The 25288-nt window shown below is 48.5% G+C and carries 20 protein-coding genes and 1 pseudogene; 6 read left to right on the top strand and 15 right to left on the bottom strand.

The window, feature by feature from the left end; translation table 11 throughout:
* Window positions 1-34: 34 nt before the first annotated feature.
* The 4 genes and pseudogenes from BRW63_RS21355 (at window position 35) to BRW63_RS21345 (ending at window position 2773) form a co-directional block, all read left to right on the top strand.
* The gene (locus BRW63_RS21355) at window positions 35-1687 is read left to right on the top strand and encodes an ABC1 kinase family protein (protein WP_073074429.1); all 1653 of its coding nucleotides are present in this window, start codon (window positions 35-37) and stop codon (window positions 1685-1687) included.
* A gap of 146 nt (window positions 1688-1833) precedes the next feature.
* Window positions 1834-2118 (top strand): annotated as a pseudogene (locus BRW63_RS30025) (bacterial transcriptional activator domain-containing protein); the annotation flags it as partial.
* 206 nt (window positions 2119-2324) lie between these two features.
* On the top strand, window positions 2325-2501 hold the full coding sequence (locus BRW63_RS28495) for a hypothetical protein (protein ID WP_181314454.1): 177 nt from the start codon (window positions 2325-2327) through the stop codon (window positions 2499-2501).
* A complete protein-coding gene (locus BRW63_RS21345; protein ID WP_073074427.1) occupies window positions 2498-2773 on the top strand; it encodes a hypothetical protein in 276 nt (91 codons plus the stop codon). The genes BRW63_RS28495 and BRW63_RS21345 overlap by 4 nt, the downstream gene beginning before the upstream one ends.
* 127 nt (window positions 2774-2900) lie before the next feature.
* Here BRW63_RS21345 and BRW63_RS21340 read toward each other — a convergent pair whose 3' ends face one another.
* Genes BRW63_RS21340 through grpE form a run of 6 tightly spaced genes read right to left on the bottom strand, consistent with a single transcriptional unit; the run spans window position 2901 to window position 9685 of the window.
* Window positions 2901-3209, bottom strand: a complete 309-nt coding sequence (locus BRW63_RS21340; protein ID WP_073074426.1) for an HNH endonuclease — start codon at window positions 3207-3209, stop codon at window positions 2901-2903.
* A 57-nt stretch (window positions 3210-3266) separates the two neighbouring features.
* The gene (locus BRW63_RS21335; protein WP_073074425.1) at window positions 3267-3779 is read right to left on the bottom strand and encodes a hypothetical protein; all 513 of its coding nucleotides are present in this window, start codon (window positions 3777-3779) and stop codon (window positions 3267-3269) included.
* Between the two features lie 33 nt (window positions 3780-3812).
* Window positions 3813-6644, bottom strand: a complete 2832-nt coding sequence (locus BRW63_RS21330; protein WP_073074424.1) for a CHAT domain-containing protein — start codon at window positions 6642-6644, stop codon at window positions 3813-3815.
* Window positions 6645-6683: 39 nt separating this feature from the next.
* A complete protein-coding gene (locus tag BRW63_RS21325) occupies window positions 6684-7439 on the bottom strand; it encodes a hypothetical protein (protein WP_073074423.1) in 756 nt (251 codons plus the stop codon).
* A gap of 14 nt (window positions 7440-7453) precedes the next feature.
* Window positions 7454-8986: an Hsp70 family protein gene (locus BRW63_RS21320; RefSeq protein WP_073074422.1), complete on the bottom strand. Its 1533-nt coding sequence runs from the start codon at window positions 8984-8986 to the stop codon at window positions 7454-7456.
* A 21-nt stretch (window positions 8987-9007) separates the two neighbouring features.
* The gene (grpE, locus tag BRW63_RS21315; RefSeq protein WP_143162100.1) at window positions 9008-9685 is read right to left on the bottom strand and encodes a nucleotide exchange factor GrpE; all 678 of its coding nucleotides are present in this window, start codon (window positions 9683-9685) and stop codon (window positions 9008-9010) included.
* A 358-nt stretch (window positions 9686-10043) separates the two neighbouring features.
* Here grpE and BRW63_RS21310 point away from each other — a divergent pair, with 358 nt between their 5' ends.
* Complete coding sequence (locus BRW63_RS21310; protein ID WP_073074434.1) at window positions 10044-10844, top strand: MOSC domain-containing protein; 801 nt, start codon at window positions 10044-10046, stop codon at window positions 10842-10844.
* Between the two features lie 115 nt (window positions 10845-10959).
* On the opposite strand, the gene BRW63_RS21305 is transcribed toward BRW63_RS21310, so the two are convergent.
* The 9 genes from BRW63_RS21305 to BRW63_RS21265 form a co-directional block, all read right to left on the bottom strand.
* The gene (locus tag BRW63_RS21305) at window positions 10960-12426 is read right to left on the bottom strand and encodes a sensor histidine kinase (RefSeq protein WP_083583137.1); all 1467 of its coding nucleotides are present in this window, start codon (window positions 12424-12426) and stop codon (window positions 10960-10962) included.
* Window positions 12427-12578: 152 nt separating this feature from the next.
* On the bottom strand, window positions 12579-13286 hold the full coding sequence (locus tag BRW63_RS21300; protein WP_073074420.1) for a molybdopterin-dependent oxidoreductase: 708 nt from the start codon (window positions 13284-13286) through the stop codon (window positions 12579-12581).
* Between the two features lie 10 nt (window positions 13287-13296).
* Window positions 13297-13905 (bottom strand): cytochrome b/b6 domain-containing protein, encoded by a 609-nt coding sequence (locus BRW63_RS21295; RefSeq protein ID WP_073074419.1) that lies wholly within the window; start codon window positions 13903-13905, stop codon window positions 13297-13299.
* 23 nt (window positions 13906-13928) lie between these two features.
* Entirely contained in the window at window positions 13929-14618 is a 690-nt protein-coding gene (locus tag BRW63_RS21290; RefSeq protein ID WP_073074418.1) for a cytochrome c biogenesis CcdA family protein, read from the bottom strand.
* 15 nt (window positions 14619-14633) lie between these two features.
* Complete coding sequence (locus tag BRW63_RS21285) at window positions 14634-15266, bottom strand: thioredoxin family protein (protein WP_073074417.1); 633 nt, start codon at window positions 15264-15266, stop codon at window positions 14634-14636.
* Between the two features lie 247 nt (window positions 15267-15513).
* On the bottom strand, window positions 15514-15789 hold the full coding sequence (locus BRW63_RS21280; protein WP_073074432.1) for a hypothetical protein: 276 nt from the start codon (window positions 15787-15789) through the stop codon (window positions 15514-15516).
* A gap of 168 nt (window positions 15790-15957) precedes the next feature.
* The gene (locus BRW63_RS21275) at window positions 15958-19698 is read right to left on the bottom strand and encodes a hypothetical protein (protein ID WP_073074416.1); all 3741 of its coding nucleotides are present in this window, start codon (window positions 19696-19698) and stop codon (window positions 15958-15960) included.
* Between the two features lie 250 nt (window positions 19699-19948).
* Entirely contained in the window at window positions 19949-21079 is a 1131-nt protein-coding gene (locus BRW63_RS21270) for a histidine kinase (RefSeq protein ID WP_073074415.1), read from the bottom strand.
* Between the two features lie 250 nt (window positions 21080-21329).
* The gene (locus BRW63_RS21265; RefSeq protein WP_073074414.1) at window positions 21330-22799 is read right to left on the bottom strand and encodes a leucyl aminopeptidase; all 1470 of its coding nucleotides are present in this window, start codon (window positions 22797-22799) and stop codon (window positions 21330-21332) included.
* A 291-nt stretch (window positions 22800-23090) separates the two neighbouring features.
* Here BRW63_RS21265 and BRW63_RS21260 point away from each other — a divergent pair, with 291 nt between their 5' ends.
* A complete protein-coding gene (locus BRW63_RS21260) occupies window positions 23091-25280 on the top strand; it encodes a lytic transglycosylase domain-containing protein (RefSeq protein ID WP_073074413.1) in 2190 nt (729 codons plus the stop codon).
* Window positions 25281-25288 lie beyond the last annotated feature (8 nt).

Here is a 25288-nt window from a genome sequence, read left to right as displayed (position 1 = left end):
CGAATTGCTCAATTAAAGTTTTAATTATTTTTCTATGTTTTCACGCATCGTCCAAACTAGCTCTCGACAAGGCGAAATTGTCGAAGTCGTGCTACGCAACGGCTGGGACTATATGAGACGGCTGTTGACCGGAGGCAAAGTTGATGAACCCAAACTGCCGCCCCCTGCTGTTTTGCGAAACATCTTAGTCGAGCTTGGACCCGTCTATGTCAAACTAGGACAACTCCTCAGCACCCGTCCTGACCTGCTGCCCGCCGAATATATCGACACGCTTTCAGCCCTGCAAGCCGAGGTGCCCCCCGTTGATTGGTTAGAAGTTGAAATTGTGATTCGGCAACAGTTGCACCAATCGCTCGAAGAAACCTTTGCCTCAGTCAATTATCGACCCGTCGCGGCAGGGTCGATCGCTCAAACTCACCGTGCTACGCTCAAAGACGGTCGAGATGTGGCGCTCAAGGTTCAGCGTCCGGGCTTAGAGATTGTGATTGAGCAAGACATCGCCCTGATCCGCTTGATTGCCAGGCTCGTTTCCCAAACCGATTTTGGACAATATTACGATATTGTCTCGATCGCCGAAGAATTTACGCAAGCGCTGCGAGCCGAACTCGATTTTACTCAAGAAGCTCACAACACCGATTTGCTGCGGCGCAATCTGCAAGCCTCTCGCTGGATCGAGCCAAATCGCCTAACGGTGCCCGAAATTAATTGGGATCTGACCACTGAGAAACTGCTGGTGATGGAGTGGCTCGACGGAGTGCCGCTTTTAGCCGCTAACTTTGCAAATCCGGCGTTTGATGGCAATGCCGATCGAGAACGCGAAGAAATTTCAACGCTGTTGTTAAAAGCCTTTTTTCAGCAGATTTGTCTCGACGGATTTTTTCATGCCGATCCGCACCCCGGCAATTTGTTTTATCTGCGAGATGGACGGATTGCGCTCTTTGACTGCGGCATGGTGGGGCGACTCGACCCACGCACTCAGCAAATTTTGCTGGAATTGATTTTGTCGATCGTCAACCTCGATGCTAAACGTTGCACTCAATTAGTATTACAACTGGCTCCCCCGGCTCACCCGGTCAATCGCATCAAGCTCGAAACCGAGTTTGATCAACTGCTGCGGCGCTACTATAGCCTCAATATTTCGCAGGTGAATTTTAGCAAGCTCGTTTACGAAGTCTTACAGATAGCGCGAAGTAACAAAATTCGCATTCCTGGCAATTTAGGATTGTGTGCAAAAGCGATCGCCAACTTAGAAGGCATTGCCCGCACCCTTGATCCTAACTTCAATATTCCCAATAAAATTCGTCCGATGATGACGGAAGTGTTTCAACGTCAAATCGTCGGAGAAGCCCCGTTAGCGGCACTGCTGCGAACCGTGCTGGATGTCAAAAACCTCTCGTTGCAGTCTCCGCGTCAGGTCGAGATGTTGCTCGATCGCGTCACGTCAGAAACGTTGCAGTGGAATCTGTCAGTCAGAGAGCTAGAGCCAGTTCGCCGGGCCCTAGACACGTCTGCAAATCGGCTTTCGTTCAGCGTTGTGGTCGGGTCGCTAATTATTGGAGCAGCCATTATTTCTGCCAATACTCAATCGAGTCAAGTCTACTGGGTGAGTGATGTTTTGTTTGCAGCCGCGAGTTTTCTGGGACTGTGGCTGATTTGGGGAATCATTCGATCAGGGCAGTTGAAATAGATCGACTCGTCTACCCAGGAAAGCTGCTGCCAAACTGCTACGACGAGTGGATCGAACCGGAACAAGAGCGGCTGCATCAAGCCTGTATTCGCGTTTATACCTGGCTGATCCAACAATTGTAAACGCAACAAGACTACAGTGCTGCCCTTCGCTATGCCCAACACCTGTTGCGAATCGATCCACTGAATGAAGTCGCCTATGCCGCTTTGACAGAGTTGTATACGTTGAGTGGCGATCGCGCCAATGCATTCCAGACCTATCAACGCTGCATAATAATGTTGCGTGAAGAGTTAGGGGTTGATCCGAGTGCGAACACTCGCAAACTCTATGAGCAGTTCTCCCACAAGGGCGAGAGGAGAGCCGGAAAGTTTCTTTGCTCCCTTCTCCCATTCAGGGAGAAGGGTTGGCGAGGGCTTCGCCCCACTTCGTGAGGAGGGTGGAGCAGGCTCAAGCCACTCAGCGGTTTCTCTTTAACGACAATGAAACCACCCTGCTAAACCCCCAATTCTGGGGAACTTCAAGCCCAGAATTTAGGTTCAAAGTCCCCCAATTTTGGGGGATTTAGGGGGCAGCCCAGATTGGCAACCGTAGCGAAAAGCTTCATCGAATTCACGTTAAACCAGTCAGAGTCAAACCTATGTGCAAACTTTGTGCGATCGCGGCACGGTATCCCGCTTCCCGTGTCCGTCAGGATTCGCTTGTCTTTAATCTCAGTCAATTTGCAGTCGCTATTGAGACAAAGCTGGAGGCAAAACCATTGTCTGAGCAGCCTCAAGATCAATCGCTAACCTATACTCAGGAGAAACCATCATGAAAGTGAAAGAGACAAACTACAACAAGCTAGAACTCATTGCTGAAAAGCTTTACAGCAACCAAAAACTTTCCAGATTCGGATCAAATCTTGGTCGAATTCTGATCAATTTCTTTGAATCAGTTTTCAAGACGAATGAGCCAAAGATCTATGAATCAAGAGACAAGCTTGGCAATTTTTTCTGGACAGGCTATGAACCGCTTCTCGATCGCAAAATGTTCTTTAACTCTGAAGCAGAAGTACGAGCATGGCTCGATCGTCGCCATTACCAGTAACGCAATCAACCCTGAAATCAAACCTGAGGAGATTACATCATGAAACGTCAACTATTTGTGATCGGTCTAGCCGCCGTCTCTGCTTTAGCACCACTAGACATAAACTAAGAGGAACTACAGTTAATCGCTAAATCTTGCACACGAGAACGATCGCGGCAAACCGAGCTGCCCGCTCCTCATTCCAGCAGCGAGATGCTTGCCACCACTCCCAGAGCGGACGGCTTCCTTTGCTTCTATTGCAGCGTTGACAAACTGCGGCGAGATTAGACTTCACATCTAACCCGCCCTTCGATCGAGCCACAATATGATCCAAGGTCAAAAACCGAGGAACGCATCCACAAAAAGCACAAGCCCCGTTAAATCGCTGCTTAACCGCTGCTTTAATCTTATGCTTTTGTGGTCTGACCAGTTCTTTCAAAGGTGCCTGTGCGCTCATCTGAGTTTTCTATAAGATGGTTTTATCTTATAGCAGGCGACAAAGAGATGCCATTGGCTATTTCCCTTTGGCTGGCAAATTAGCTAGAGGGCTGAATACGGCTTTGGTGAATTCGACCATTTCTGGAGTGACCCCGGTATTCTCGACATCTACCTTAGCTCCAAATGCTTCGACTTCAAAGGATCTCATATTTCCTGCCAGAAGCATCATTGAGGCTGCCAATCCAACTGCCAGGATGTTCTTTGCTGCACCTCCTTTTCGATCGGCATAAATATCCAATGCTTTTTCTAGAAGGGGAGACAATCTAGGATTTTGTGCTAAAGCCTGCAAGATCTGGCGAGAGACTACGATCGATTCCTGATCATCTAACTGGATTTCTTCCTCTTCTAGGGAAAGCTGTTCAATGCGAGAAAACCCTGGAATTTCGCGAATAGAAGGTGGAATGTCTTCAAACAGTGGCTCTAAGTCGCCAACCACGCCATCCAACAGACTTTGATTAAAGTACTGGAGGAATTCGACTACCCGGAGATCACTGAATGTGTTGATGCGATCGCTTAAATTAGAGGTCATGAGTTCTTCTCCTAAATTGAGTTAAGGTCATATTTACCGCCAATCTCCTGACAAACTAAACGCTGCCCAGAAGTATTCAAGATGTTTTGTGGCTTCGTACTCAGGCAGCGAATTTTTCTTCATCAAGTTCAGGACACTTTCGCGCCAAGCCACAGCCCGCGAAACTCCCTCGAATAGCCACTTCTGATAAAACATCTCACTGAACTCGGCGACCCATTCCACATCCACATCCCAGTGAGTCGCTAATAAACTGGTTGCTCCAGCTTGTAGCAAAGCCCATTCTAGCCCAAGGGCATCTCCCCCAATTCCTTCTTTTGCCAGACCACTCACGCAGGCTGACAGAGTGACATGACTTCCCCAAAAATCCAACTTGCGATCAAATACCTGTTGGGGTGTGAGTAGAGAACTATCCATTCCTTCTTTAGTCGCGGGTAATTGTCCATGTTGTGCCAGAAGCAAGCCTGAATTCTCATAAGGATTAACTTCACGATTCTCATGATCCCGATCAGGAAAAATGCCATGTGTCGCAAAGTGAACCAATCTTTGTTTGAAGGGAAGTGCAGCAACCGTTGGCAAATCTGCATCTTCTTCAGCAACAATTTGTCCAGTTAACCGACTTTGCCTGAGCCACTCTGGAACTCGACGAAAAGCAGCTAGTTTTTCTTCAACATTACTGAGTTCAGGATTGCGATCGCTCTGTGCCGAGATACGAACAGCAGTATATTGGGCAGGACGAAGAGGTTTTCGGTTGAGAATTGCTGTTAATGCAGCAGCACCATGAATCCGCGATACCGAGAAGAACTGTACTAAAGGTTCTCCTCGGAATGGAATGTAGTGGAGTGGAATCAAATGCAATTGAGCATCTGGACAGTAACAAAGATGATCGTCTTGTTGCAGGATTGATTGCTCAACCAGATCTTCTAGCCAGCTAACCAAGGGAGCCAATCGATTAGTTAAGTCACTGACAACAGACCTTACTCTGCTAATGCTCTTGCCCCAGTTTTGAGGATTGAGAGGATCATGATCTTTGTTATCGTACCCTAGCCATTCCTGAAGTTGAGTCTTACCCAATGGAATCGGATCATCGGGAATATGAAAGGTTCCATCTTTTGCAATTAATACCACATAGGTTTCTTCAGCATCGACAAAATACGTCAGATAGTGAGCATTTTTCTGTTCCTTTAATTTGTCAAAAAATTGAGTAGGTATTGAAAAGGATGGATCTTGTTCAAGCTGATTCGTTTGTTTCAGCAGAACATCTGCTAAGTATCTCCCCTTTCCTCCTTCTATGGCTTGCATTAGTTCTGCCGGGCGGTTGAGTTGATGGAGCGATCGACACAGACTGCTAAACAAGTGAGGAAATTTATCCATTACTCCAGCGCGTTCCAGTGGATTGGCGATGCGACTGCGGATTACTTCTAGATTTGCCCACAGCGTTTTCAGAGTTTCAACTGCTTGGGGATATTGGGCAACCCGGTTGTAATACAGATACAAGATCCATAGTGCATCGTTTTCTTCCTCGGCAAAGTGGTGGTCTCTTGCCCACTGCAAAGCATCTGTCAGCACTGATCCAGCTTGCTCAATCTCTTTAGCTTCAGGTTGTTGTTTTGGAGAAAAGATGAGACCAGCGTGTCGTAACCGCTGCCTGAGTTGGTCTCGATTGCGAATTGGGTTCTCAAACTGGAATGGATCAAGTTCTGTCGATCGATCGCCGTGATATGCGTTGATTATATCGGATGGGTTTCCTCCACTTAACACATGAGTCATCCAATCCATTGCTCGTTGGGATCGAATTGCCCACTCTTCTAAGGAACCAGGGATGTCCTGATCGATCATCAGTTCAAGCTCTGCGATAAAGTCTGCATATTCAGGGGCGATCGCTGCAAGTGACTTAAGCATTTCAAGCATTTTGTAGCGAGTTTGCTTAATCGTCTCAACGTAGTTTGTTTTTTGTTGTGCCAGAACTATTACTAATTGCTTGATATTCTCCAATCGCTCATTTAGATCCACTTGTCTCTGATGGTCAGCAGGACGATCGACTGGAATGAGTGCCTGCCAATCTGTTTGCTTCAGAAGGGTTTCTGCCTGCTCAAAATGGGATTGATCGAACTGTTCTGCATTAACTTGAGCCAGGTTAATGTGAGCTTCAACTTGATCTAGTAGGAGTTCTGGTGTCATGTCCTTAGATTCTCTGGCTTCCAACCACTGAATCGCTTCTGACGTAAACTGAAGCACCTCAGGATGTTGCCCTGAAGCTTTAAGAGCGATCGCATAATTATGTGCCCCGCCTTCAGCAGTGGTCAGGAAGTTTCGATTCTGACTTGCGTCAAATAATTGCTGTGAAAGTTGATATGCAGCTTTGCTAAGTGCCATTCCCAGTTCAATGTCACCGCCTTGACAGTAGGGATCGCTCCAAATGTTTAGCCCTCTTAGCGCCAAACCAAGTTCTGAACTGAGAACTAGTTGATTTTCCATATGAGACCGGGGAAGCTCGGCGAAAAAAGCTTTTCGGGCAGTGATGTCACCACTTTTGAACAGTTGCATGACATTTTCCACTGTGATGGTTGTCGAAACTACCATTAGCTCAGGTAGGGTGGAAGTAATTCTCCTATCGTCAGTATCATCAGCATTCTGTGATTGGGCTTGAAATAAAACTGTTCTAAAGTATTTCAGCCTTAACAACGCCTCGTAACGTTTGCTGTTCCCCCACTGCTCGTTTTCTGCTTGCAGCATCGTCATAAGAACTCGAAAACACGTGGGACTCAGCAACTGTTGACGATCGACCCAAGCATACTCAACGGCTAAGGACACCGTTGGTGCTGTGATGATTGCTTCAATGATCTCTCTCGCTTGATTTTCATTCATACTGCCAACCTTTCAGAAAATACTTAGTCCTACCCTGCTCTAAATACGAGCAAAATGGACATCGGAAGTCAATCTGGTTGAGAAATTGGTACATTTCCCTTTCAAGCTTCGCCCATTAGCAGATATTTCAAGATCTAACTGCCCAGTCACACCATTGGCAAACCGATAGTCAATGTGAACAAATCGTCCAGAAATGGTTCCCTCCCCTTGCATCCCTAGAATTCCCCATGTTTTCCCCTGCATTTGCAACCAACTTCCACTATGAGTGATTGAGTAATTCAGGGCAGAAAAGAAACCACCATCAACATCTCGCCAGTTACCACTCAAGTTGATGGATTGCTGAGTGACGGTTGGCTGATGATTAACAGAGGGTTGCCATTCCTGAGGTTGCTTGTTGCTTAGATGGTCTACAAGAAGATCAATAGCTGTAGCTCGAACCCCATCTTCTGGTAAATTAAGTTTCCCTTTGAGGGAGTCTCCTAATTTATGCAGCAATTTTGTTTTGGAAGGAACGGCTTGTTGCTGTGCTCCGGGTGCTGGTTGTTCTGGCTCCTCAGGTTCGGGGGCTTTGGTTGAACTGTTTCCGGCATCCAGCTTCTTCAGATAGTTCTGGTATTCAGTTTCGTTTTTGAAAAATGATACAGCTTCCTTGAGTAGTGATTGCCTCGTTTCTGCTTTTCGCCCATTACGTTGGTTTTCTTTGTATAACAAATTCTGTAACTTGTCATAGTTGAACTGCCGAGTATCTTGTCTTGATAGATCAAACATGTCAAAGTAATCGTATTCATCACTCATGATCAATTTACTCCTCAGGTTACTCGTAGCCCTTGTACTTTCGCAGTCACTTTTCTCATCTCTTCCCCAGACAGCAGCGCATGATTTTCGATATTTGCAACAAGTTCAACCCCAGACTCCAACTCTTTAGCATGGAGCCGAACCATGCCTGATTTGTCATAACCCAACCGCACTTGAATCTTGGCTGTCCCTTTGGATTTGGGAGGAATTCCTGTCAACACGCCTGCATCGCCGACTTTGGTGCAATATTCAGGGTTCTCATCTTCTCCCTGAACGATCTGGATGCGGGCTTCTGTTTGATTGTCTTCAAAGGTGGTGAAAATTCCTTCCCCTTCTGCTGGAATTTCAGAGTTTTTCTGAATCAACTTGAAGTTGATATCTTCCTCGGCATCGTTCTTAGCAATGATGCCCAATGAGTGGGCCGTTACATTGCGGACTTTGGGAGCGGCAATCGCTTTACCACCTGCACCTCGTAAGGTTATTCCTCCTAGACCCGCCGCATAAATTGCTGCACCCATTGCCACAACTTCATCTGGGTTAATCCCTGTTTCTGGTTCTTTGCCCGTCAGAGCTTTAACCATCTTTTGCACTAGCGGAATGCGGGTTGAGCCGCCTACCAACAGCACCTTGTCCACGTTGCCCCATTTCAGTGCAGCAGCTTCTAGCACCTTCTCAGTTAAAACCTGAGTTTGATCAATATCAGAAGTAATCAGGTTTTCAACTTGTTCTCTCGTCAGCTCAATATCTAATACCTTCCCCTCTGCGGTGAGATTTATATAGATCTCCACATCTTTAGACAGGTCTACCTTGGCAACTTCGGCTTTATTGCGGAAGTCTTGATATGTTCTAAGATTTTCTAGGGGATCAGCTTGGTGAGTTGACCTAAACTGTTCAGCAAAAAAATTGCAGATCGCTTCATCAAAATATGTGCCACCCAGCGATTTATTGCCTTCAGTAGCCAGCACCTTGAGTTCTCCTCCACCAACCACTCGTAGAACTGTGACATCAAAGGTTCCACCACCTAGGTCATAAACCAGGATGGTCATGTTTTCCTGTGTTTGTTTGATGCCATAGGCAATAGCAGCCGCAGTTGGTTCATCAATGATATCCAGTACTTCAAAACCTGCAATCCCTCCAGCCTGTTTTGTCCTTTGCCGCTCCAAATCCCCAAAATAGGCAGGCACTGTGATCACTGCCTTTGTCACCACCTCTCCTAAAGCTTTTTCAGCATCCTGCTTCAGATTCTTGAGAATTAGTGCAGAAATCTCCTCCGGTCGGTGAGTCGTACCACTGTCATCTGGTGGGGTCAAGTAGTCTGGGTCAGACATACGACTCTTGATAAACTGAACCACATTTTTAGGCTGGGCAACGGCGGCATTTTTGGCTGTCCGACCTACTGCCACCTGATCGTTCTTCCCAAACCTGACAACAGAGGGTGTAATATTCTGTCCTTCCGCATTTTTGATGATCTCAGCTTGCCCATGCTCATTCACATACGCCATAGCTGACATGGTTGTTCCCAAATCGATGCCAATAACCTTAGCCATATTTTTTCTCCTTTTGGGTGACTAGAACTGCTGACTGGAATCCGTTGTAGCTTCAGACACGGTTTGCCCTTCATACCTGCCGACAATCACCTGTTCTGGTCGTAGAAGGCTGTCACGGTATTTAAATCCTTGCCGATGGACTTTAAGTACTTTCTGATCGTCTTCTGGTGAATGGACTAACCGAACATCTATTGCCTCTTGGGTGGCTTCATCAAACCGCATGGAGCCGTTGTGTTTGATTAGCTCAACCTCCTGTCTCTCCAACGTCTTAAGCATCTGTGCCTGAAAACTCTGGAGCCGACTAATCAAATCTTCTCGCTGCATATTCGCTAACGTTGTTTCGTCAAGAGTATCTTCAAGGGTGTCAAACAACCGAAGCAGATCCTTCAACACTCGCTGTATGACGTGTTTAAAGACAAAATCATCACGATAAGCCGTTAACTGGTTATAAAGCCGATCGAACAAAACTGCCTTGGTGGTGTCGTCTTGAATTTTTTCCTGAAACAGAACGTTTAGTTGATCGAGCTTGTCAAGAATAGAAGGATAGTTAGGCTCAAGCTCTTCGACATTAGATTGTCCAGCCTGGATCGGCTCTGGCTCGTTTTCCGAGTTATTCACGGACTCAAGGATCTGTCTGTCTATATCCTGACTTTCAGTGTCTTGCTTTGGCTTATTGTCGGGGGCTTTCTCTTGTTCCATTTTGAGTTCCTCCAAACAGATGTTCTCGGTTAGGGGCAGCCAACGAACTGGCTTGTGAGGCTTAAGACGAGCGCTGGAGAGATGGAAATTCTCCACTGTCGCTCTTAGATTTATTTACTCCCATGTTTACAACGTTATGCAACGCAATTCCGTAAATTTTCACTTGGGCAAGAGTAAAGTTATGTGATTGTGGCGATCGCCTTCCAATCCCCACAATTCAACCTCTAAAGCAGTTCAAGCTTTTTATCGACGCTGAAAGATTTTGGTAGGGCAGTAGTTAATATTCGTTCGTGATGAGCGATCGCAGTCGATCGCTCATGTTACGGTCTTTTGAATGGCAGAAATTGGGAGTTTAGTGATGTCGGATGCAGCAGTAGTCGGTTCGATCGTCTCAATGTGGCGATATCCAGTCAAGTCGATGTTGGGCGAAGAACTCAACACCACCGAAGTAATGGAACGGGGACTGATGGGCGATCGCGCCTTTGCCTTAGTCGATGCCGAAACAGGTGCGATCATCAGCGCTAAACTGCCGCGCAAATGGGGCGTTTTGTTTGACTGCCGTGCCGCGCTTGATTCTCCAACCCAAGTGAAAATCACCTTACCGGATGGCTCGATCGTCATGGGCAATGCCGCTGACGTGAATGAAATTTTGTCTCAAGCCTTTGGGCGCAAAGTGAAGCTCTCGATCGCTCCTCCTGAAGCACCCAGCATCGAGATGTACACGCCTGACATCGCAGACATCCCGGATGCCAACACCGAGACAAATGCCGCGATTCGCCCCAACACGTTCTTTGATGCCGCAACCGTGCATCTGCTCACGACTGCAACGCTCAATCAGTTTCAGTCTCTCAAGCCCACGTCGAGATTTGAGACGCGACGATTTCGCCCCAACTTTGTGATTCAGCCCATCAGCGGCGCAACGGGGTTTGTGGAAAATGACTGGGTGGGTAAGACTTTGGTGATCGGCGATCAAGTCCGCCTCAACATTACTGAACCCTGTCCGCGCTGCGTTATGACTACGATGCCGCAGTCTGAACTACCCAATGATGTAGACATTCTGCGAACGATCGTCCGACACAATCAAGGTCACGTCGGCATCTACGCTAGCGTGGTGCAGGGCGGCACGATTCGACGCGGCGATCGAGTAGCAATCATCTAATGCTGCGATCGCTATAGCAGTGATTTATAGACAGGCTGGATACTTCACTCGGTAAGCGTCTCAAAGCTACACGGGAGTTTTTGGGGAGCAAGCAGAAAAGCAATACGAATTAGATCTAAGACCGAGGTAGCGCGACCGTAAATGTGCTGCCTTCTCCAAGCTTTGACCTGACGTGAATGCTGCCGTTCATGCCTTCTACTAGCGTCTTGACGATCGCTAATCCTAGTCCATATCCGCCGCTTGATTGCTCTACAGATCCTCGCAGGGGGAAGCGGGCACGAGATTCATCGACTCGATAAAATCGCTCAAAGATGCGGGTTTGGTCGTGAAGGGGAATGCCCACACCGCGATCGTGAACCTGAATCAGAGCTTGTTGATCGGTTTGCTCTAGCGTTAAAGTAATCGGCTGGTCGGGTTCAGAATATTTCACCGCGTTATCAATTAGGTTGATTAAAATTCGTTTTAATCGGCTGCGATCGGCGATAGCTTTGATCGATCGTTCTGCATTCAGAATGATGGCACGACTGCTAAACTTTTCTGACATCTCTGCGACTTCTATCAGCAGATCGTTGAGCGTGATCGATTCTAAATTAAACTGCACATAACCACTGTCTGCTCGTGCCAGATCTAGCAAATCTTGGAGGAGATGAATGGTACGATCGGCTTCAGACGAGGCTGTTTCTAATGCCTCTCGCTGATAGTCAGTTAAATTGTTGCTGCGTCGCAATAGACTTTGCAGATAGCCTGACACCACTGTGAGCGGCGTGCGTAACTCATGGGAAACATTACTGACAAATTGACGCTGTTGCTCCCATGATTCTGAGAGGCGAGACAGCATCATGTTAAAAGTATTTGCAAGCTCTTTAACTTCACTCGGCGCGTGGCGTAATTGCAGCTTTGCCTCTCCTAAATCTTCGGCTGAAATGATGCCAGCCATCTGACTCATCTCGTGTAACGGCTGGAGAGCGCGGCGAATTCGTAGCGAGATCGCAATCATCATGACAACAGTTGAAATCGTACACACCAGAGCTAGACTTTGAATGGCAGTCATCAGTTCATGCTGACCTGCGGTGATGTCTTGTGCCATGTATACTTTGCCCAGCCGAGTACCCTTCACCGCCACAGTCCCTTGATATAAAACCAGGTAACGATCGCCCGCTCGATAGACCTGGGGCTGGAGTGGCATTTCTGCAAGAGACATCAACTCAGCTTTGGCGGTAAAGATAGAATTGAAATCTGCCGATTGAGCCAACAGTTTGCCATCAGGATTTTTTACCCAAATTAGCAACCCCGGAACAGAGACATTGTTAATCGTCTTTTGCAACCCAGCTTCGATCGGCAACATCTCGCTATAAAGCTGCACATCACGAGGAAAGCGACTCGCAATATACTCCACATTTTGCGTGTGCGTGGCAATCAAGATTTGCTGCATTTTCCAACTCGTCCAGATGGCAACACTGCTCAAGCCCAAAATTGACAGCGCTGCGATCTCGATCGTCAGGCGAAACTGAAGCGAGGATGGATCGAGGTGATTACGCCTGAGTTGGCGGATTTTCTCTTGAATTTGGCGAATCAGTTGCATTGAAGAGTAGACACCTACGATGAGTCACACACGATCACTATAGCAATCCTATTTCAGTTGTAAGAATGGGACAGGCCTCCAGCCTGTACGAGCGAGATGCCCATCCCCCAATTCATTTAGGATTGCTATATCGTCACTGATTCAGAATTTTTCTACAGTCCTCCAAACCACTCATAGCCCTGATCTTCCCAATAGCCTTTCATCGGCATTAGTTGGCTCAACAGGGTAATTTGAGTCACCCATTTACTTTGTTTATAGCCAAGTTTGACCGGAGATGCGAGACGTAACGGTGCCCCATTTTCGATCGAGAGCGGTGCCCCATTTTTCTGATAAACCATGAGCGTTTGAGGATGCACCGCAGAGGCTAAATCCCAGCTTTCATAATAGCCATCGGCTGACTTGAAATAAACATAGCGAACATTTGATTTAGGTTGTGCCAAATGAATTAAATCTTGCAATCGAACGCCGCCCCACTGCACGATCGCGGCCCAGCCTTCGACACACACATGGCGGATCACCATCGACGTGAGGGGCATGGTTTGCAGATCGGCTAAACTTAGCTGCATTGGGTGATTGACTTCTCCCTGAATCTGCAAGCGGAACTGAAGCGGATCGATCTGCGGAGTCGTATCGAAAGTGTTAATCAGCAGTTTATTTGGCTCGATCGCGCTAGTCGGAAACTCAGGCACAGGTTTTTGACTCAACAGCAGCGCCTGAAGATTTTGGTTAAGTGGCTCAAATGCCTGACCTACTTGCTCTGAAAATAAGCTAGTCGCACATCCACCCAGCAGCAAGCTGGCACCCGAAAGCCCTGACCACTGCAAGAGTTGACGACGAGATATCACGGGTTTAAAAGTCATCAGATAACCTCTAGAGAAACATAGATTTAACGAGGCGAGTGCTGCCAACGGTAAGCGCTAATAAAGAATGCACCACCGTAAATAAAATGACTATGGGAACGGTAATGAAATGGATGGTTCGCAGCGTTTGCCAACTTCCAAACAATCCAGCTAACCAATGAAACTGAACAGGTTTATACATTGCTAACCCTGACAGAATTGCAAGCAGCAACACTGGGATGATGATGGTATAGATTAATCGATGTAACGCATAATTTTTACGTTTGACATTTTGGCTCACTTGCAAAGCTTTGAGATCGCTACTACTCGCAAATCGCTTTTTCCAACGGTGAGATATCAGAATATATAACCCATAAAACAATAAATTTAGCGAATAAAACCACATCGCTGCAAAATGCCAATTACGCCCACCGCCTAACCATCCACCCAACAATAAAAAATCTGGAAAATGCCAGCCGCCACGCCCCCCAAACACAGGATTAGCATTATAAATTTGCAATCCGCTAGTCAACATCACTAGCAAACTGAGAATGTTAACCCAGTGAAAAGTCTTTGCCAAAATTGCCTGAGTCGGTACGGGTGGAGATTTTGGACGTTTAGCAGTCACCGAAGAAGTCATCGATCGAGGCTCCTGACTAAATTTTATAAAGATGGCACCGGAAAAAATGGAGCCAGCCAAAGCTGAAGTTGAACATCCCAACCGAGCAGAATTGCGATCGCGGTCACAATCACAAGTACGCCTCCGACTTTTTGCAAGATAGCACTATGGCGACGTAGCCCCATTAGACGTTGGCTAAGGGTTCGTCCCCCATAGGCGATCGCTAAAAGCGGTAATGCTGCCCCCAGTCCATAAGCGATCAGCAGACCAAATGCGCCTGTAATTTGATGATCAACCGCCGCTAAGATTAAAATTCCGCCGAGCACCGGCCCGGCACAGGGAGTCCATAATAGCCCAAGCTGAGTGCCTAGCCAAAACTCTCCCCACAGCCCGACACGAGGCGGCTCTTTTACCCAACACGCGATCGGCAAATAGCCAAATATCCGATAGCTCCCAGTGGGAAAGATGGCGAAGATACCCAGAAGCAAGAGGAGTACGATCGCCCCAATTCGCAAAACATTGGCAACCCCAGTCAGCCAACTTGCAGTGATGCCTAACAAACTTCCGGCGACAGCAAACCCACCAATCAATCCGGTAACTAACGCGATCGGGCCATAGCGATGAGATTGCAGCGATCGTCCGATCAGAATGGGCAAAATCGGTAGAACACAGGGCGACAGAACAGTGAGTCCACCTGCTAAAAAAGCAAGACCCGTCGAGAGCGTAAAAGTCATCTGTGAAATCTGAATTTAGGCTTTTTCTGTCAAGAGTTGCCGAATCATTTGTTCAGTAGTGTCATAGGCACCTTCGCCGATGTGGTCATAGCGAATGAGACCTTGACGATCGGCTAAAAATAGGTGAGGCCAATACTCATTGTTGTATGCCTTCCAGGTTTTAAAGTCGTTGTCGATCGGCACTGGGTAAGTAATTTGATGTTGCTTTAAAGCTCGTTTGACGTTGTTGGTGTATCGCTCAAATGCAAATTCTGGGGTATGAATGCCAATCACTTTTAGTCCCGCCTGAGCATATTGTTGGTGCCAGCGAACCACAGAAGGCAAAGTGCGCCGACAGTTGATGCAGGCAAACGTCCAAAATTGCACCAAGACGACGTTGCCTTTGAGACTAGCGATCGAGGTTGGAGGCGAATTTAACCATTGACTGATTCCCTGAAAATCTGGGAGGGAGGATCGTGCAGAGGTTAAGGTGTCAGGCTCGATCGTAGATGTTGGATGGGAAGTTTCGGGCGCGATCGGCTTTGTGATGGCGGCAGTCGGATTTGCGTTTTTAGAAATCACTCCAAACGCGGTGGCTGTTCCTGCACCGACAACACCTAACCCCAGATAAAGCAGTAATTGACGACGCTGACGCGATTGTTTGTCCATAAGACTGTCTCTAACGAAGAGTATGTTCAAAATCCTGTGTCAGTGATCGCAACTCGTTGCGATCGAGTCCGCCAGGAAATCAATTTCCTGGCTCATAGCGAAAGTGCTCTGAAGAGCACTAGGTCAGGATTTCAGTCCATTTCAATGGACTTCTGCTATCAGCCCGGAACTTAAGTTCCGGGTGGGCTTTCGGGTCAACAAGCACGACATTTAATTCACAACTCTTAGCTCTGATCCATCTGAGGAACTATGGCTTAGTGGTTGTGTCCTTCTTCATCGCGTCGCCTTTCATCGCATCGTTCTTCATCGCGTCGCCATCTTTTTTCATCGCATCACCTTTCATGGCATCATTTTTCATGGCATCATTTTTCATCGCGCCATTAGAGGGAGACATACTAGCAGCCGGAACGCTAGATGCTGGGCTAGGAGCAGCTTGTTGATTGACTTCAGGCGTACTCGAACAGGCAGCAAGACTTGCCATCAAAGCGAAACTTGCCACCGAACCAATAATTTTCCAATTCATGTTTGTTGCCATCCCGTTAAAAGACTGTGAATGTTTCTCGATGCTCACAGTATGTCGATCGAGTCTGAGGCGGCTCTGAAATCAATCTCCAAGTTTCCTGAATTTCTGCATTAAATGTTCTCAGTCTAAACTCAGCGTTTTCTCAGAAAAGTCCGCTAGAGGAAACAATTACTCCCAGCGATCGAGTTCTGTGACCCAATATTGCACGAGCGCGATCGCTTGGCTGCGTCGTGCTTCAAAGGTGGCAGCGATCCAAATAAACACCAGTCCTAAAACAATGCCCATTGCCCATAACAGAAGAGATTCATTGTTGATAAAAAACCAAAGCTGACGAACAACTTTAAGCATAAATGTTGCCGTCCCGACATATAAAAAAGCCCGAACTCGCAGTGTTAGTCCTGCCCCGATCAAGCCTAAACTAAAGGCGATCGTCAACAATCCCTGCACCCAACTGCGATCGGATTGATAAAGAGCCGTCAGACAAAACAGCCCCACTGCCAAACAGCGCAAAAGATGACGAACTTCGCGAGACGAGGGCGATCGCAAAGCCGGATCGATCTGCACTCCATAGAGAATCGAGCCGCTTAAAACCGTCATAAACCACAGTGGATCGGTGAGCGAATAGTCGTTTAGCACCTTGAGAATTGCCCAATCTGCCAACCCCAGCGCCAGATAGCTGAGACGAATTTGAGCCGTGACTCTCGCAAACCAGGCGTAAAATGCACCCACAATTAACAGACTTTGTACTGTGATGTCTTGATTAGTAATCAGTACGATCGCACCCGGCAACAGTGCGGCTGATCTTTGCCAGGGTCGGCGCGACCAGCCCCAAGTGTGCCAGGGTAGAGCATAAAATCCATAAGCGACCAGAACCGCGATCGCGGCTCCCCAATTCAACAGCGTCGATTCTGGCAGCGTTTTATAGAGAGCATGGGCGATCGCAGCAGACACTTGGACGACACCGGGATATACCCATTTTTCTTGCGTTCGTCCTTGCCAGATTGCGTAACTAGCTAACAGGGTTGCCACCCCGATCCAGATCGGGCTTCCTGTTTGGCTGAGAGGAGCTATCAGCGCAATCAACGCCAGAATGCTGCCGCCGAACCAGTGCAGATGCGTCACAGTTAAAAGCTCAGGTTGCGTGAGTCGCCAATAAGAACGTAGCCACCGAGCCATTAGGCGATAAGTGATCGCGATCGCCGCTGCTAACCCTGCTAGAAGCGTAATGCCATCTCCTTCGGCTCCTCTAGGACTGTGCAGCAATTGGTAAGTTAATCCTTCATAAGCGGCGATCGAAATGGCTGCGATGCCTAAGAAAGTCAGTGGTTTGAGATCGGGCTGACGACGACCTACGCTGATTAACGGCAATGCCGCCGCAAAGGTATAAAGTCCAGTCGTTGGAGTGAAGTGATAGTGAGCTAAAAGTCCGCCCAGAATTGCGTAGAACGGTGGAATTCCGTGCAGACTGGTGAGCGTAGAATCGGGATGGCGACGCAGCCAAAAGTTGCCTAAGAGTTGAGTGAGCAATCCTAAAACGAGCGTGACGATCGCCCAATCGTCCCACGTTCCTCCGCGCAAATTGACCCAACTGAGCGCTAGCAATTCAATGCTCCACGCTGCGCCCCACAGTCCTAGATTCGTCGGTCGCTGCACGACGCGATAAACGATCGCACTGGTAGTTAGCCCGACTGCTAACACATATTGCCACTCAAGCGGATTTGATAAGACAATTATCAGGGTCAGTAAGCCAAGATTGCACAGACTGAGCGCGATCGCCCAGCCATCTAACGCCTGCATGTAGAGACGGGCGAGAATCGTTTGCTGACGGCTCAACAGATGACGCAATAGCCAAAGTCCGATGATGACGATCGCGATCCAGGGAAAAATCCAGGGCGATGAAATCGGGTTCCAAATGCGCCACAGCAGCGTGATTGCAAAACTCACCCCAAAGCCAACAGTGATTGCCGCCGCGATTAACTGCTGTAGAGATTGAGTATTGACTCCCATCACAACAGTGGCGATCGCAAACGTGATCAGTAAAAGATCGAGTTGTCCGATCGTCAAGACTGGCGCAATCAATAACGCAATCGTACTCAGCCAACTTGCCCAACGAGCATGGATAAACTGAGGACGACGAGCCAGCAGCATAAGTAAAATTGGGGTTGCTAACCAGACGAGATTGCTTTCAACATTGTCAACCTTAACGGAAATTAACAGCACGTAGCTACAGGCAGCCAATCCGATTCCAAAATACCAGGCGCTGAGTTGCCATCCCCGGTTACGAACGATCGCACACACTCCCCACTCGGCAATCATCGTGACTAGCAACACGATCGCCCACGATCGCGCAGCGAGATTAGGAAACCCCCAATCGATCCAGGCGAAAACGGCTAACAGTCCGGTGATGTGAGTGAGATAGATATACCAAACGATGGCAGACCGACCTCGTAAAAACACGCCGAGCGTCAGCCCAGAGATCAGTAAGTAAATCGCCCGAACTAAAGGATTTAACGCCCCCGGAATCACTAAAAGAATGCCTAACCCCAATGCCATTTGTTCGGCAGCGATCGCTAAATTAGAATGCTGCGATCGCCGTAAATAAGCCGCAAATCCTAAAATAATCAGAACGTATAGGAAAAATCCTAACCCGGTCAATTCCCAAGCACCTTGCTGGAGATGCGCCCATTCAGCAATCGTCGCCATGACGCTACGACGAACCGCAGGCGGAAAAATGACGCGCAGCAGAGCATAAGTTTGAAACCCTACCAGAATCAGAGCCACCACGTCTTGCACTCGCCAAAATCGCTGCAATCGCTCCACCAGCAGCCAGAGAATTAACCCGCTCACCGCTAAAGCTTGCCATTGATCGGCTGTGACTGTCACAAGCCACCCAACTACGAGCAATCCGGCTCCGGCTGGAGTCCAAAGTGGGTTTTGAGTGCGGCGATTCATCCAGCAGAGAATCCAACCACAAATTCCTAGCGCTAATCCTAACCGACTGAAGGGAATTCCTTTCACCAAGACGGCTCTGCCAATCAAAAGCAGCGTTGAGAATGCGATCGCAATTGCCCCTAAATCAAGCGGAAATCGGGTAGAAGATTCTTCCCGATCTCGTCTAATTACTTGTAAGACAGCCGTGCCGATCGTGCCCACATAAACCGCAATTAAGGGAATTCCGGGCACTGCCCAACCCCAGTGCAGCCAACTTAACCCCCAAGCATTGATCAGCGTGGTGCGAGGACTCGATCGCAACAGTCGAAACGTCAGAGCCGAAAGACTCAATGCGGCAATTGCGCCCATTCCCCAGCCCAAGCCATTTTGCCACAGCCCAAATCCATCAATCATCCAAAAGTTGACCGGAACGAGCAGCAGCGTCGCAATTTGCAGCATCCGTCCCGTGAGGCGGAGGTTCGATCTCGCCCCTGACCAAAGTCCCGCTAACCCAAACGCTATAGTGTAGCCCCACAAGATTGAGTATTGCCCGACGATCGAGACGTTTTTCCACTGACTTGCCGCCAAAACCGCAGACGACACGACGACCATAAACACGCCCAAAAACAGCAGCCAAACGACGCTAATTTCTGCCATTAGCGACGAGAGCATCTGACCCACCCAAGATGGTCTAGCCGTAGTTTGGCGAGGCTCAGGCGAGACTGGGACAGAAACTAGGGCGGCTTCAGAAATAAAGTCTGCTGCGTAGGAGTCTGAAGTTGGGACGGCAACCCGCTCACGTTCGCGTGTGCCGAAGGCATCGGGCAATGGGCAGGTCAGCGAGTCTTGCCCTAAATGGCGCACTTGAGAATTGGAGAGCAGCCCCAGTTGCAGCCAGAAGTCTAGCCCTTCTAAAAGTTCTGTCTGATCAGGGCGCACCTGTAGATCAAGCCGAATCAAGCGTTTGGGGTGTTCCATCGTCTGCCATTGCCCTCCAGGTCGATGGGGTGATCATGGCAGAGCTTTGACCAACGCGCACGGTGACTTGTGTAACTTTTGATGCTGACTGCGATCGTACTAAAGAGACGTGAGTTCGATGAACCCTGGCGAACCGCCCAACCCCCAATTCTGGGGGAGCCGGAGTTCAAAGTCCCCCAAACTTGGGGGATTTAGGGGGCACGACAACCTTGCAACGAAGTCGTCGAATTCGCCCCAAAGAAACCTTCAGCTAGACTTTTTCAGCGGCGATAATATGCACATCAATGTTTTTAAGCGATTGCAAAAGCTGTTGAGTTAATGAACCGCGCAATAGGATTTTCCAGCGCGATTGTTGACTTTCACCGATCACAATTTGCGTGATCCGATAATCTTTGGCAACATCAGCGATCGCTCTGGCTTTATTGTGATCCGCCACTCGCACAAACTGCCCCCCAAATTCCTGACACAATCGCTCACAGGTTTCAATATGCAAACTTTCTGACTTGTTTAAAAAGCGATCGGGATTGTCTACAAATAGGCAGTAAAAAGGCGCATGCATATACCCCGAAATTCGGGCACCCCGTCGAACTAGCTGAATGGCGTTTGGGTAAGTCGAGACACACACCAACACGCGCTCATGAACATTGCAGTAGGGAGCCTCATTAGTTGAGTGGTTGCCATTTTCGATCGCACCTTCTTCAACTTGATCGGCTAACTCTCGCAGTGCCAGTTCTCTCAGGGCGATTAAATTACGACGTTGAAAAAAGTTTTGCAGCGATTGATCGATTTTTTCAGGTGCGTAAATTTTGCCATCTCTCAAGCGTTCTTCTAGCGTTTCGGGTGTGACATCGACGACGACCACTTCATCTGCCTCATCGAGCAAGCGATCGGGGACACGCTCTCTGACGACAATGCCTGTAATTCTTGCTACGAGGTCATTCAAACTCTCTAGATGCTGAATGTTGACTGTTGAAAAGACATCAATTCCAGCCGCTAAAATCACTTCGACATCCTGATAGCGCTTTTCTCGCTCAGAACCAGGGACATTTGTGTGAGCCAACTCATCGACTAACACCAGTTGAGGCTGACGAGCAATAATCGCCGGGGTGTCCATTTCAGTCAGCGTCACACCCGACCAGGTGATTTTTTGACGAGGCACCTGCTCTAAGCCAACCGCTTTGGCGATCGTTTCTTGTCGATTATGAGTTTCAAGTAGCCCAATCACAACATCCGTCCCTTCTTTCTTGAGAGAATGCCCTTCCTCTAGCATTTTGTAGGTTTTGCCCACGCCCGGAGACATGCCTATAAATACTTTATGCTTCCCACGACGAGCGGGACGAATGTAACCGCGATCGGGCGAAACATCTGGTAGGTTTTGCATCGTTTATCAGCGTAATGAACCGCTAAACCGTTTAAAGACCGTCGATGCGGCGATCGAGAATTGTGAATTATAAAACCCGAATTTGGCGTTGCGAATTGTGGGTATGAAACGACGGTAGGGATAGCGCCCCCGTGCCTACCCCTTACGCGAAGAGGGCAACCACGGGGGGATTGCCCCTACCCCAATCATGCATTCGTTCAGCAACGTCAGCGTGGCAATATCTGCAAGACGATCGCACAGCCCATTCGGATCAGCCCATCACCCAATTCACCAGCGTTCTCACACCATATCCAGTCGCGCCTGCCCCGTTATAGCCGTTTTCTTTATCCGCCCAAACCGGCCCAGCGACATCCAGGTGTGCCCAAGGAGTTTCTTTCACAAACTGCTTGAGAAACATCGCTGCACTAATTGCCCCACCCGCGCGGGCACCTGCGTTTTTCATATCGGCGATGCCAGACTTCATGCTCTCAAAATATTTCTCCTCCATCGGCATCCGCCAAAGTTTCTCGCCTGCTTGCTCTGAGGCGTGTTGAAGTTGAGTTGCCACCCCATCATCAGGACTCCACAACCCAGCGATATCGTCACCTAATGCAACCACACAGGCCCCCGTTAGCGTTGCCAGATCAACGATCGCGTCCACACCCAGTTTTTCAGTAAACACCAGTGCATCTGCCAGCGTTAACCGCCCTTCTGCATCAGTGTTGTTAATTTCAATCGTCTTCCCATTCGAGGCAGTGAGAATATCGCCGGGGTGAATGGCATGACCACTGATCATATTCTCAGCCGCAGCGACGATAAAGTGAATCTCAACATCCGGTTTGATTTGAGCGATCGCCTTTGCCGCCCCAAACGCAGCGCCCGCTCCGCCCATGTCGGTCTTCATCATCTCGATGCCGCTGCCTGCGCCTTTAATGTTTAACCCGCCCGAATCAAACGTGATCCCCTTGCCGATGATCGCCAATTTGCGTCGCGGTGTGCCATCAGGTTTATAGGTCAAGTGAATGAACTTGGGCGGCAAATCAGACGCTTGAGAGACTCCTAAAAACGCCCCCATGCCTAGCGCTTCGCATTCTTCTTTCTCTAAGATTTCGAGGTTTAAACCATATTCTTGCGCGATCGCTTGTGCAGTTTCTGCCAGAGTGATCGGCGTGACATAGTTTGCAGGTGCGGCAACCAGTTCTCGTGCTAAAAAGACACCAGAGCAAACTTTGCGGGCATGGTCGATCGCAGCGTCTTGTCCGGCTAACCCAATTAAGTCAACTTGTTCGACGTTGGGTTTGTCATCAGGTTCTGACTTAAAGCGGGTGTCTTGATAGAGCGCGAGTTCGATGCCTTCGACGATCGCTTGAGCGGTGGCCGCTGCGTCCTGATTCCAAGTAGGCAAGCTAATGCCCAAAGTTTTGCAACGTTCTTTTTTAGCCAGTTTTGCCGCCGCCGCCGCCGATCGCCTGATCCCATCTAGTTTGAGCGCGTCTGATTTGCCCAACCCCACCAAAATCAGCTTGCGAATCGGCTGTTGATTACCGACACGAGTCGAGACACTGCTGCCAGATTTGCCTTTAAAATCCATGTCAGCAATCAAGTCTTTTAGCGATCCCAAAAGCTGTTCGTCAAGGGCTGCCAAATCGCCCGTTAGCTCAACCTCATCTTCAAATAAGCCGATCGCCAGACCATCACCAGACCAGTTGAGACGCGAAGTATCTGTTGCTTGTAACTTCATTACCTAACCTTTCGTTTGGGGTTCAATGATTGATCCAGTATCGATCAAAACTGAAAGAGGTGTGGGTAAATTTTGGGGATGTGAGTAACTTTTAGAGTTCTATTTCGGTTGATCATCCAGATTGACTTGATCGAGTACCTCCACCAGTAGCAAAAAGGACTTACAATGAATTTCCAAGTGTTTTAAGATACAAAAACTCTTCATATTTATTTTTTCTTACTAGCACCTTACAGATCTTTGCTATAACTGCTAGGAGTTTTAGAAGATTTCACCCACCCTGGGAGAGAATCGATGTTGAAGCAACGAAAGATTTGGATTGTGCTGGCAGCAGGCACCGGGCTGTCAGCTTTATTGATTGGCACTTTTTTGCCGATCGAGAAACTGAAGGACGCTTCCCATCAAGCCATAGGTTTGGGATCAAATTCCACTAAACCAGAAAGCGTGGGTTCGCCGAGTACGATCGTCAGCCCGCTGATTGCTCAATCGCCTAATCAACGTGCCGCCACTCTCAAGGCAACCGCCCAAAAGTCCACGGTTTCGCTAGAGCGTAATCGGGCCCGATATCTGTTGGCAAGCGATCTGATCGCTCAGGGGCAAGGTGACAAAGCGATCGAATCACTCAAAGGTTTAGAAAAAGACTACCCGGTGCTCTCGGCGCAAGTGCTGCTGAAACGCGCCCAAGCTTACGAAGTAGCTGGAAAGCAATCGGAGACAACGGCAACCTGGCAGGAATTAGTAAAGCAATATCCCAATGATCCGGCTGCCGCAGAAGCGCTGTTTTTCTTAGGGAAGTCGAATCCTAAATATTGGGATCAAGCGATCGAGAAGTTTCCGGCGCATCCTCGATCAGTCGAAATTGCTCAACTCCGCCTCAAAAAGAATCCCAATCAGCTTGCATTGCTAATGCTGATTGTAAATCATGCAACTAATAGCGAAGGCTACACGGGGGTTCTCAATAAAATAACCGAAAAATTTGCCCCTCAGCTACAGCCCAAAGATTGGGAAGCGATCGCGTTTGGCTATTGGGAAAATCAGGTTTATGACAAAGGTGCTTTTGCCTACGCTCGTGCGCCTCAAACTGCTGTCAACGCCTATCGAGCCGCCCGCGGCCTCCATTTAAGCGGCAAACCGGGGGGAGAAGATCGCTATCGGCAGGTCGTCCAACAGTTTCCCAACTCACCCGAAGCTGGGTTAGCGCTGACTCGACTTGCGGCATTAGCAGAACAGCCCCAACTCGCGATCGCTTATCTCGATCAGGTGATTCAACACTTTCCCGATCGTGCACCTGCCGCGCTGGTCGAAAAATCTAAACAACTAGACAAACTCAACAGCAGCAAATTTGCGACTCAAGTCCGGCAACTCGTGCTAACTCAATATGCCAACACCGATGCGGCAGCAGAAATGCGCTGGGCCTATGCTCAAGAACGCGCCAAAGCCGGAGATTTTCGACTCGCAAAACAGTGGGCAGAACCGATTCTTAACAACAACCCCGATAGTGAAATCGCCGCACAAGCTGGGTTTTGGGTCGGCAAATGGACTGAGAAACTCGGCAAATCTGACGAAGCAAAAGCTATCTATCAAAAAGTGCTTGCCCAGCATTCAGACTCTTATTATGCGTGGCGATCGGCCAGTAGACTAGGCTGGAATGTTGGCGACTTTAACAGTGTGCGATCGCTCAACCCTGCTGTTAATAAACCCGCCACTCGCCCCGAACTGGTTAGCGGGTCGCCTGTTCTCAAAGAACTCTACCAGCTTGGGCAAGACCGCGATGCCTGGACTCATTGGCAGATTGAGTTCCAAGGTCGCATGGCTCCCACGATGGCAGAACAGTTTACCGATGGCGTGATGCGCTTAGGAGTCGGCGATAATCTAGACGGCATTTTTATGGTGTCCAATCTCAGCGATCGCGACAAGCCCGAAGAAAAAGAACAGTATCGATCGCTAAAGCAACAATCTGCCTACTGGCAAGCACTCTATCCGTTTCCCTATTTGCAGGAAATCGAAAATTGGTCACAGCAGCAGCAACTCAATCCGCTTTTGGTGACAGCGCTGATTCGCCAAGAGTCTCGCTTTGAGTCAAAAATTAAATCATCGGTGGGCGCAACGGGTTTGATGCAGGTGATGCCCGACACCGCAACGTTTATCGCCAGCAATATCAAACTCAAACAGTTTAAGCTCGATGACCCTAACGACAATATTCGGCTAGGCACCTGGTATCTCGATCATACTCACCTGGAGTACAACAACAATTCGATGTTGGCGGTCGCGAGTTACAACGCGGGCCCTGGCGCGGTTGGGGGTTGGCTATCCAAGGCAAAAACCCAAGACACCGATGAGTTTGTTGAGATGATTCCCTACGATGAAACTAAGGGTTATGTGAAATCAGTCTTCGGCAATTATTGGAATTATCTCCGGCTCTACAATCCTGAAATCTCGAAACAAATTTCTAAAGTGTCCTCTGAACACCCAAAGGATAGTTAAGTAGCCAA

The sequence above is a fragment of the Phormidesmis priestleyi ULC007 genome (assembly GCF_001895925.1).
Lineage (GTDB): Bacteria > Cyanobacteriota > Cyanobacteriia > Leptolyngbyales > Leptolyngbyaceae > Phormidesmis_A > Phormidesmis_A priestleyi_A.
The sequence above is the reverse complement of the archived record's forward strand: the minus strand, read 5'-3'. Positions and strand labels throughout refer to the sequence as shown.

Coding starts and splice junctions, on each gene's coding strand:
- BRW63_RS21305 (WP_083583137.1), bottom strand. CDS start 12,426: ATGCAACTGATTCGCCAAATTCAAGAGAAAATCCGCCAACTCAGGCGT.
- BRW63_RS21270 (WP_073074415.1), bottom strand. CDS start 21,079: ATGCAAAACCTACCAGATGTTTCGCCCGATCGCGGTTACATTCGTCCC.
- BRW63_RS28495 (WP_181314454.1), top strand. CDS start 2,325: ATGTGCAAACTTTGTGCGATCGCGGCACGGTATCCCGCTTCCCGTGTC.
- BRW63_RS21295 (WP_073074419.1), bottom strand. CDS start 13,905: ATGACTTCTTCGGTGACTGCTAAACGTCCAAAATCTCCACCCGTACCG.
- BRW63_RS21325 (WP_073074423.1), bottom strand. CDS start 7,439: ATGAGTGATGAATACGATTACTTTGACATGTTTGATCTATCAAGACAA.
- BRW63_RS21345 (WP_073074427.1), top strand. CDS start 2,498: ATGAAAGTGAAAGAGACAAACTACAACAAGCTAGAACTCATTGCTGAA.
- BRW63_RS21320 (WP_073074422.1), bottom strand. CDS start 8,986: ATGGCTAAGGTTATTGGCATCGATTTGGGAACAACCATGTCAGCTATG.
- BRW63_RS21275 (WP_073074416.1), bottom strand. CDS start 19,698: ATGGAACACCCCAAACGCTTGATTCGGCTTGATCTACAGGTGCGCCCT.
- BRW63_RS21300 (WP_073074420.1), bottom strand. CDS start 13,286: ATGACTTTTAAACCCGTGATATCTCGTCGTCAACTCTTGCAGTGGTCA.
- grpE (WP_143162100.1), bottom strand. CDS start 9,685: ATGGAACAAGAGAAAGCCCCCGACAATAAGCCAAAGCAAGACACTGAA.
- BRW63_RS21260 (WP_073074413.1), top strand. CDS start 23,091: ATGTTGAAGCAACGAAAGATTTGGATTGTGCTGGCAGCAGGCACCGGG.
- BRW63_RS21265 (WP_073074414.1), bottom strand. CDS start 22,799: ATGAAGTTACAAGCAACAGATACTTCGCGTCTCAACTGGTCTGGTGAT.
- BRW63_RS21355 (WP_073074429.1), top strand. CDS start 35: ATGTTTTCACGCATCGTCCAAACTAGCTCTCGACAAGGCGAAATTGTC.
- BRW63_RS21330 (WP_073074424.1), bottom strand. CDS start 6,644: ATGAATGAAAATCAAGCGAGAGAGATCATTGAAGCAATCATCACAGCA.
- BRW63_RS21335 (WP_073074425.1), bottom strand. CDS start 3,779: ATGACCTCTAATTTAAGCGATCGCATCAACACATTCAGTGATCTCCGG.
- BRW63_RS21310 (WP_073074434.1), top strand. CDS start 10,044: ATGTCGGATGCAGCAGTAGTCGGTTCGATCGTCTCAATGTGGCGATAT.
- BRW63_RS21280 (WP_073074432.1), bottom strand. CDS start 15,789: ATGAATTGGAAAATTATTGGTTCGGTGGCAAGTTTCGCTTTGATGGCA.
- BRW63_RS21340 (WP_073074426.1), bottom strand. CDS start 3,209: ATGAGCGCACAGGCACCTTTGAAAGAACTGGTCAGACCACAAAAGCAT.
- BRW63_RS21285 (WP_073074417.1), bottom strand. CDS start 15,266: ATGGACAAACAATCGCGTCAGCGTCGTCAATTACTGCTTTATCTGGGG.
- BRW63_RS21290 (WP_073074418.1), bottom strand. CDS start 14,618: ATGACTTTTACGCTCTCGACGGGTCTTGCTTTTTTAGCAGGTGGACTC.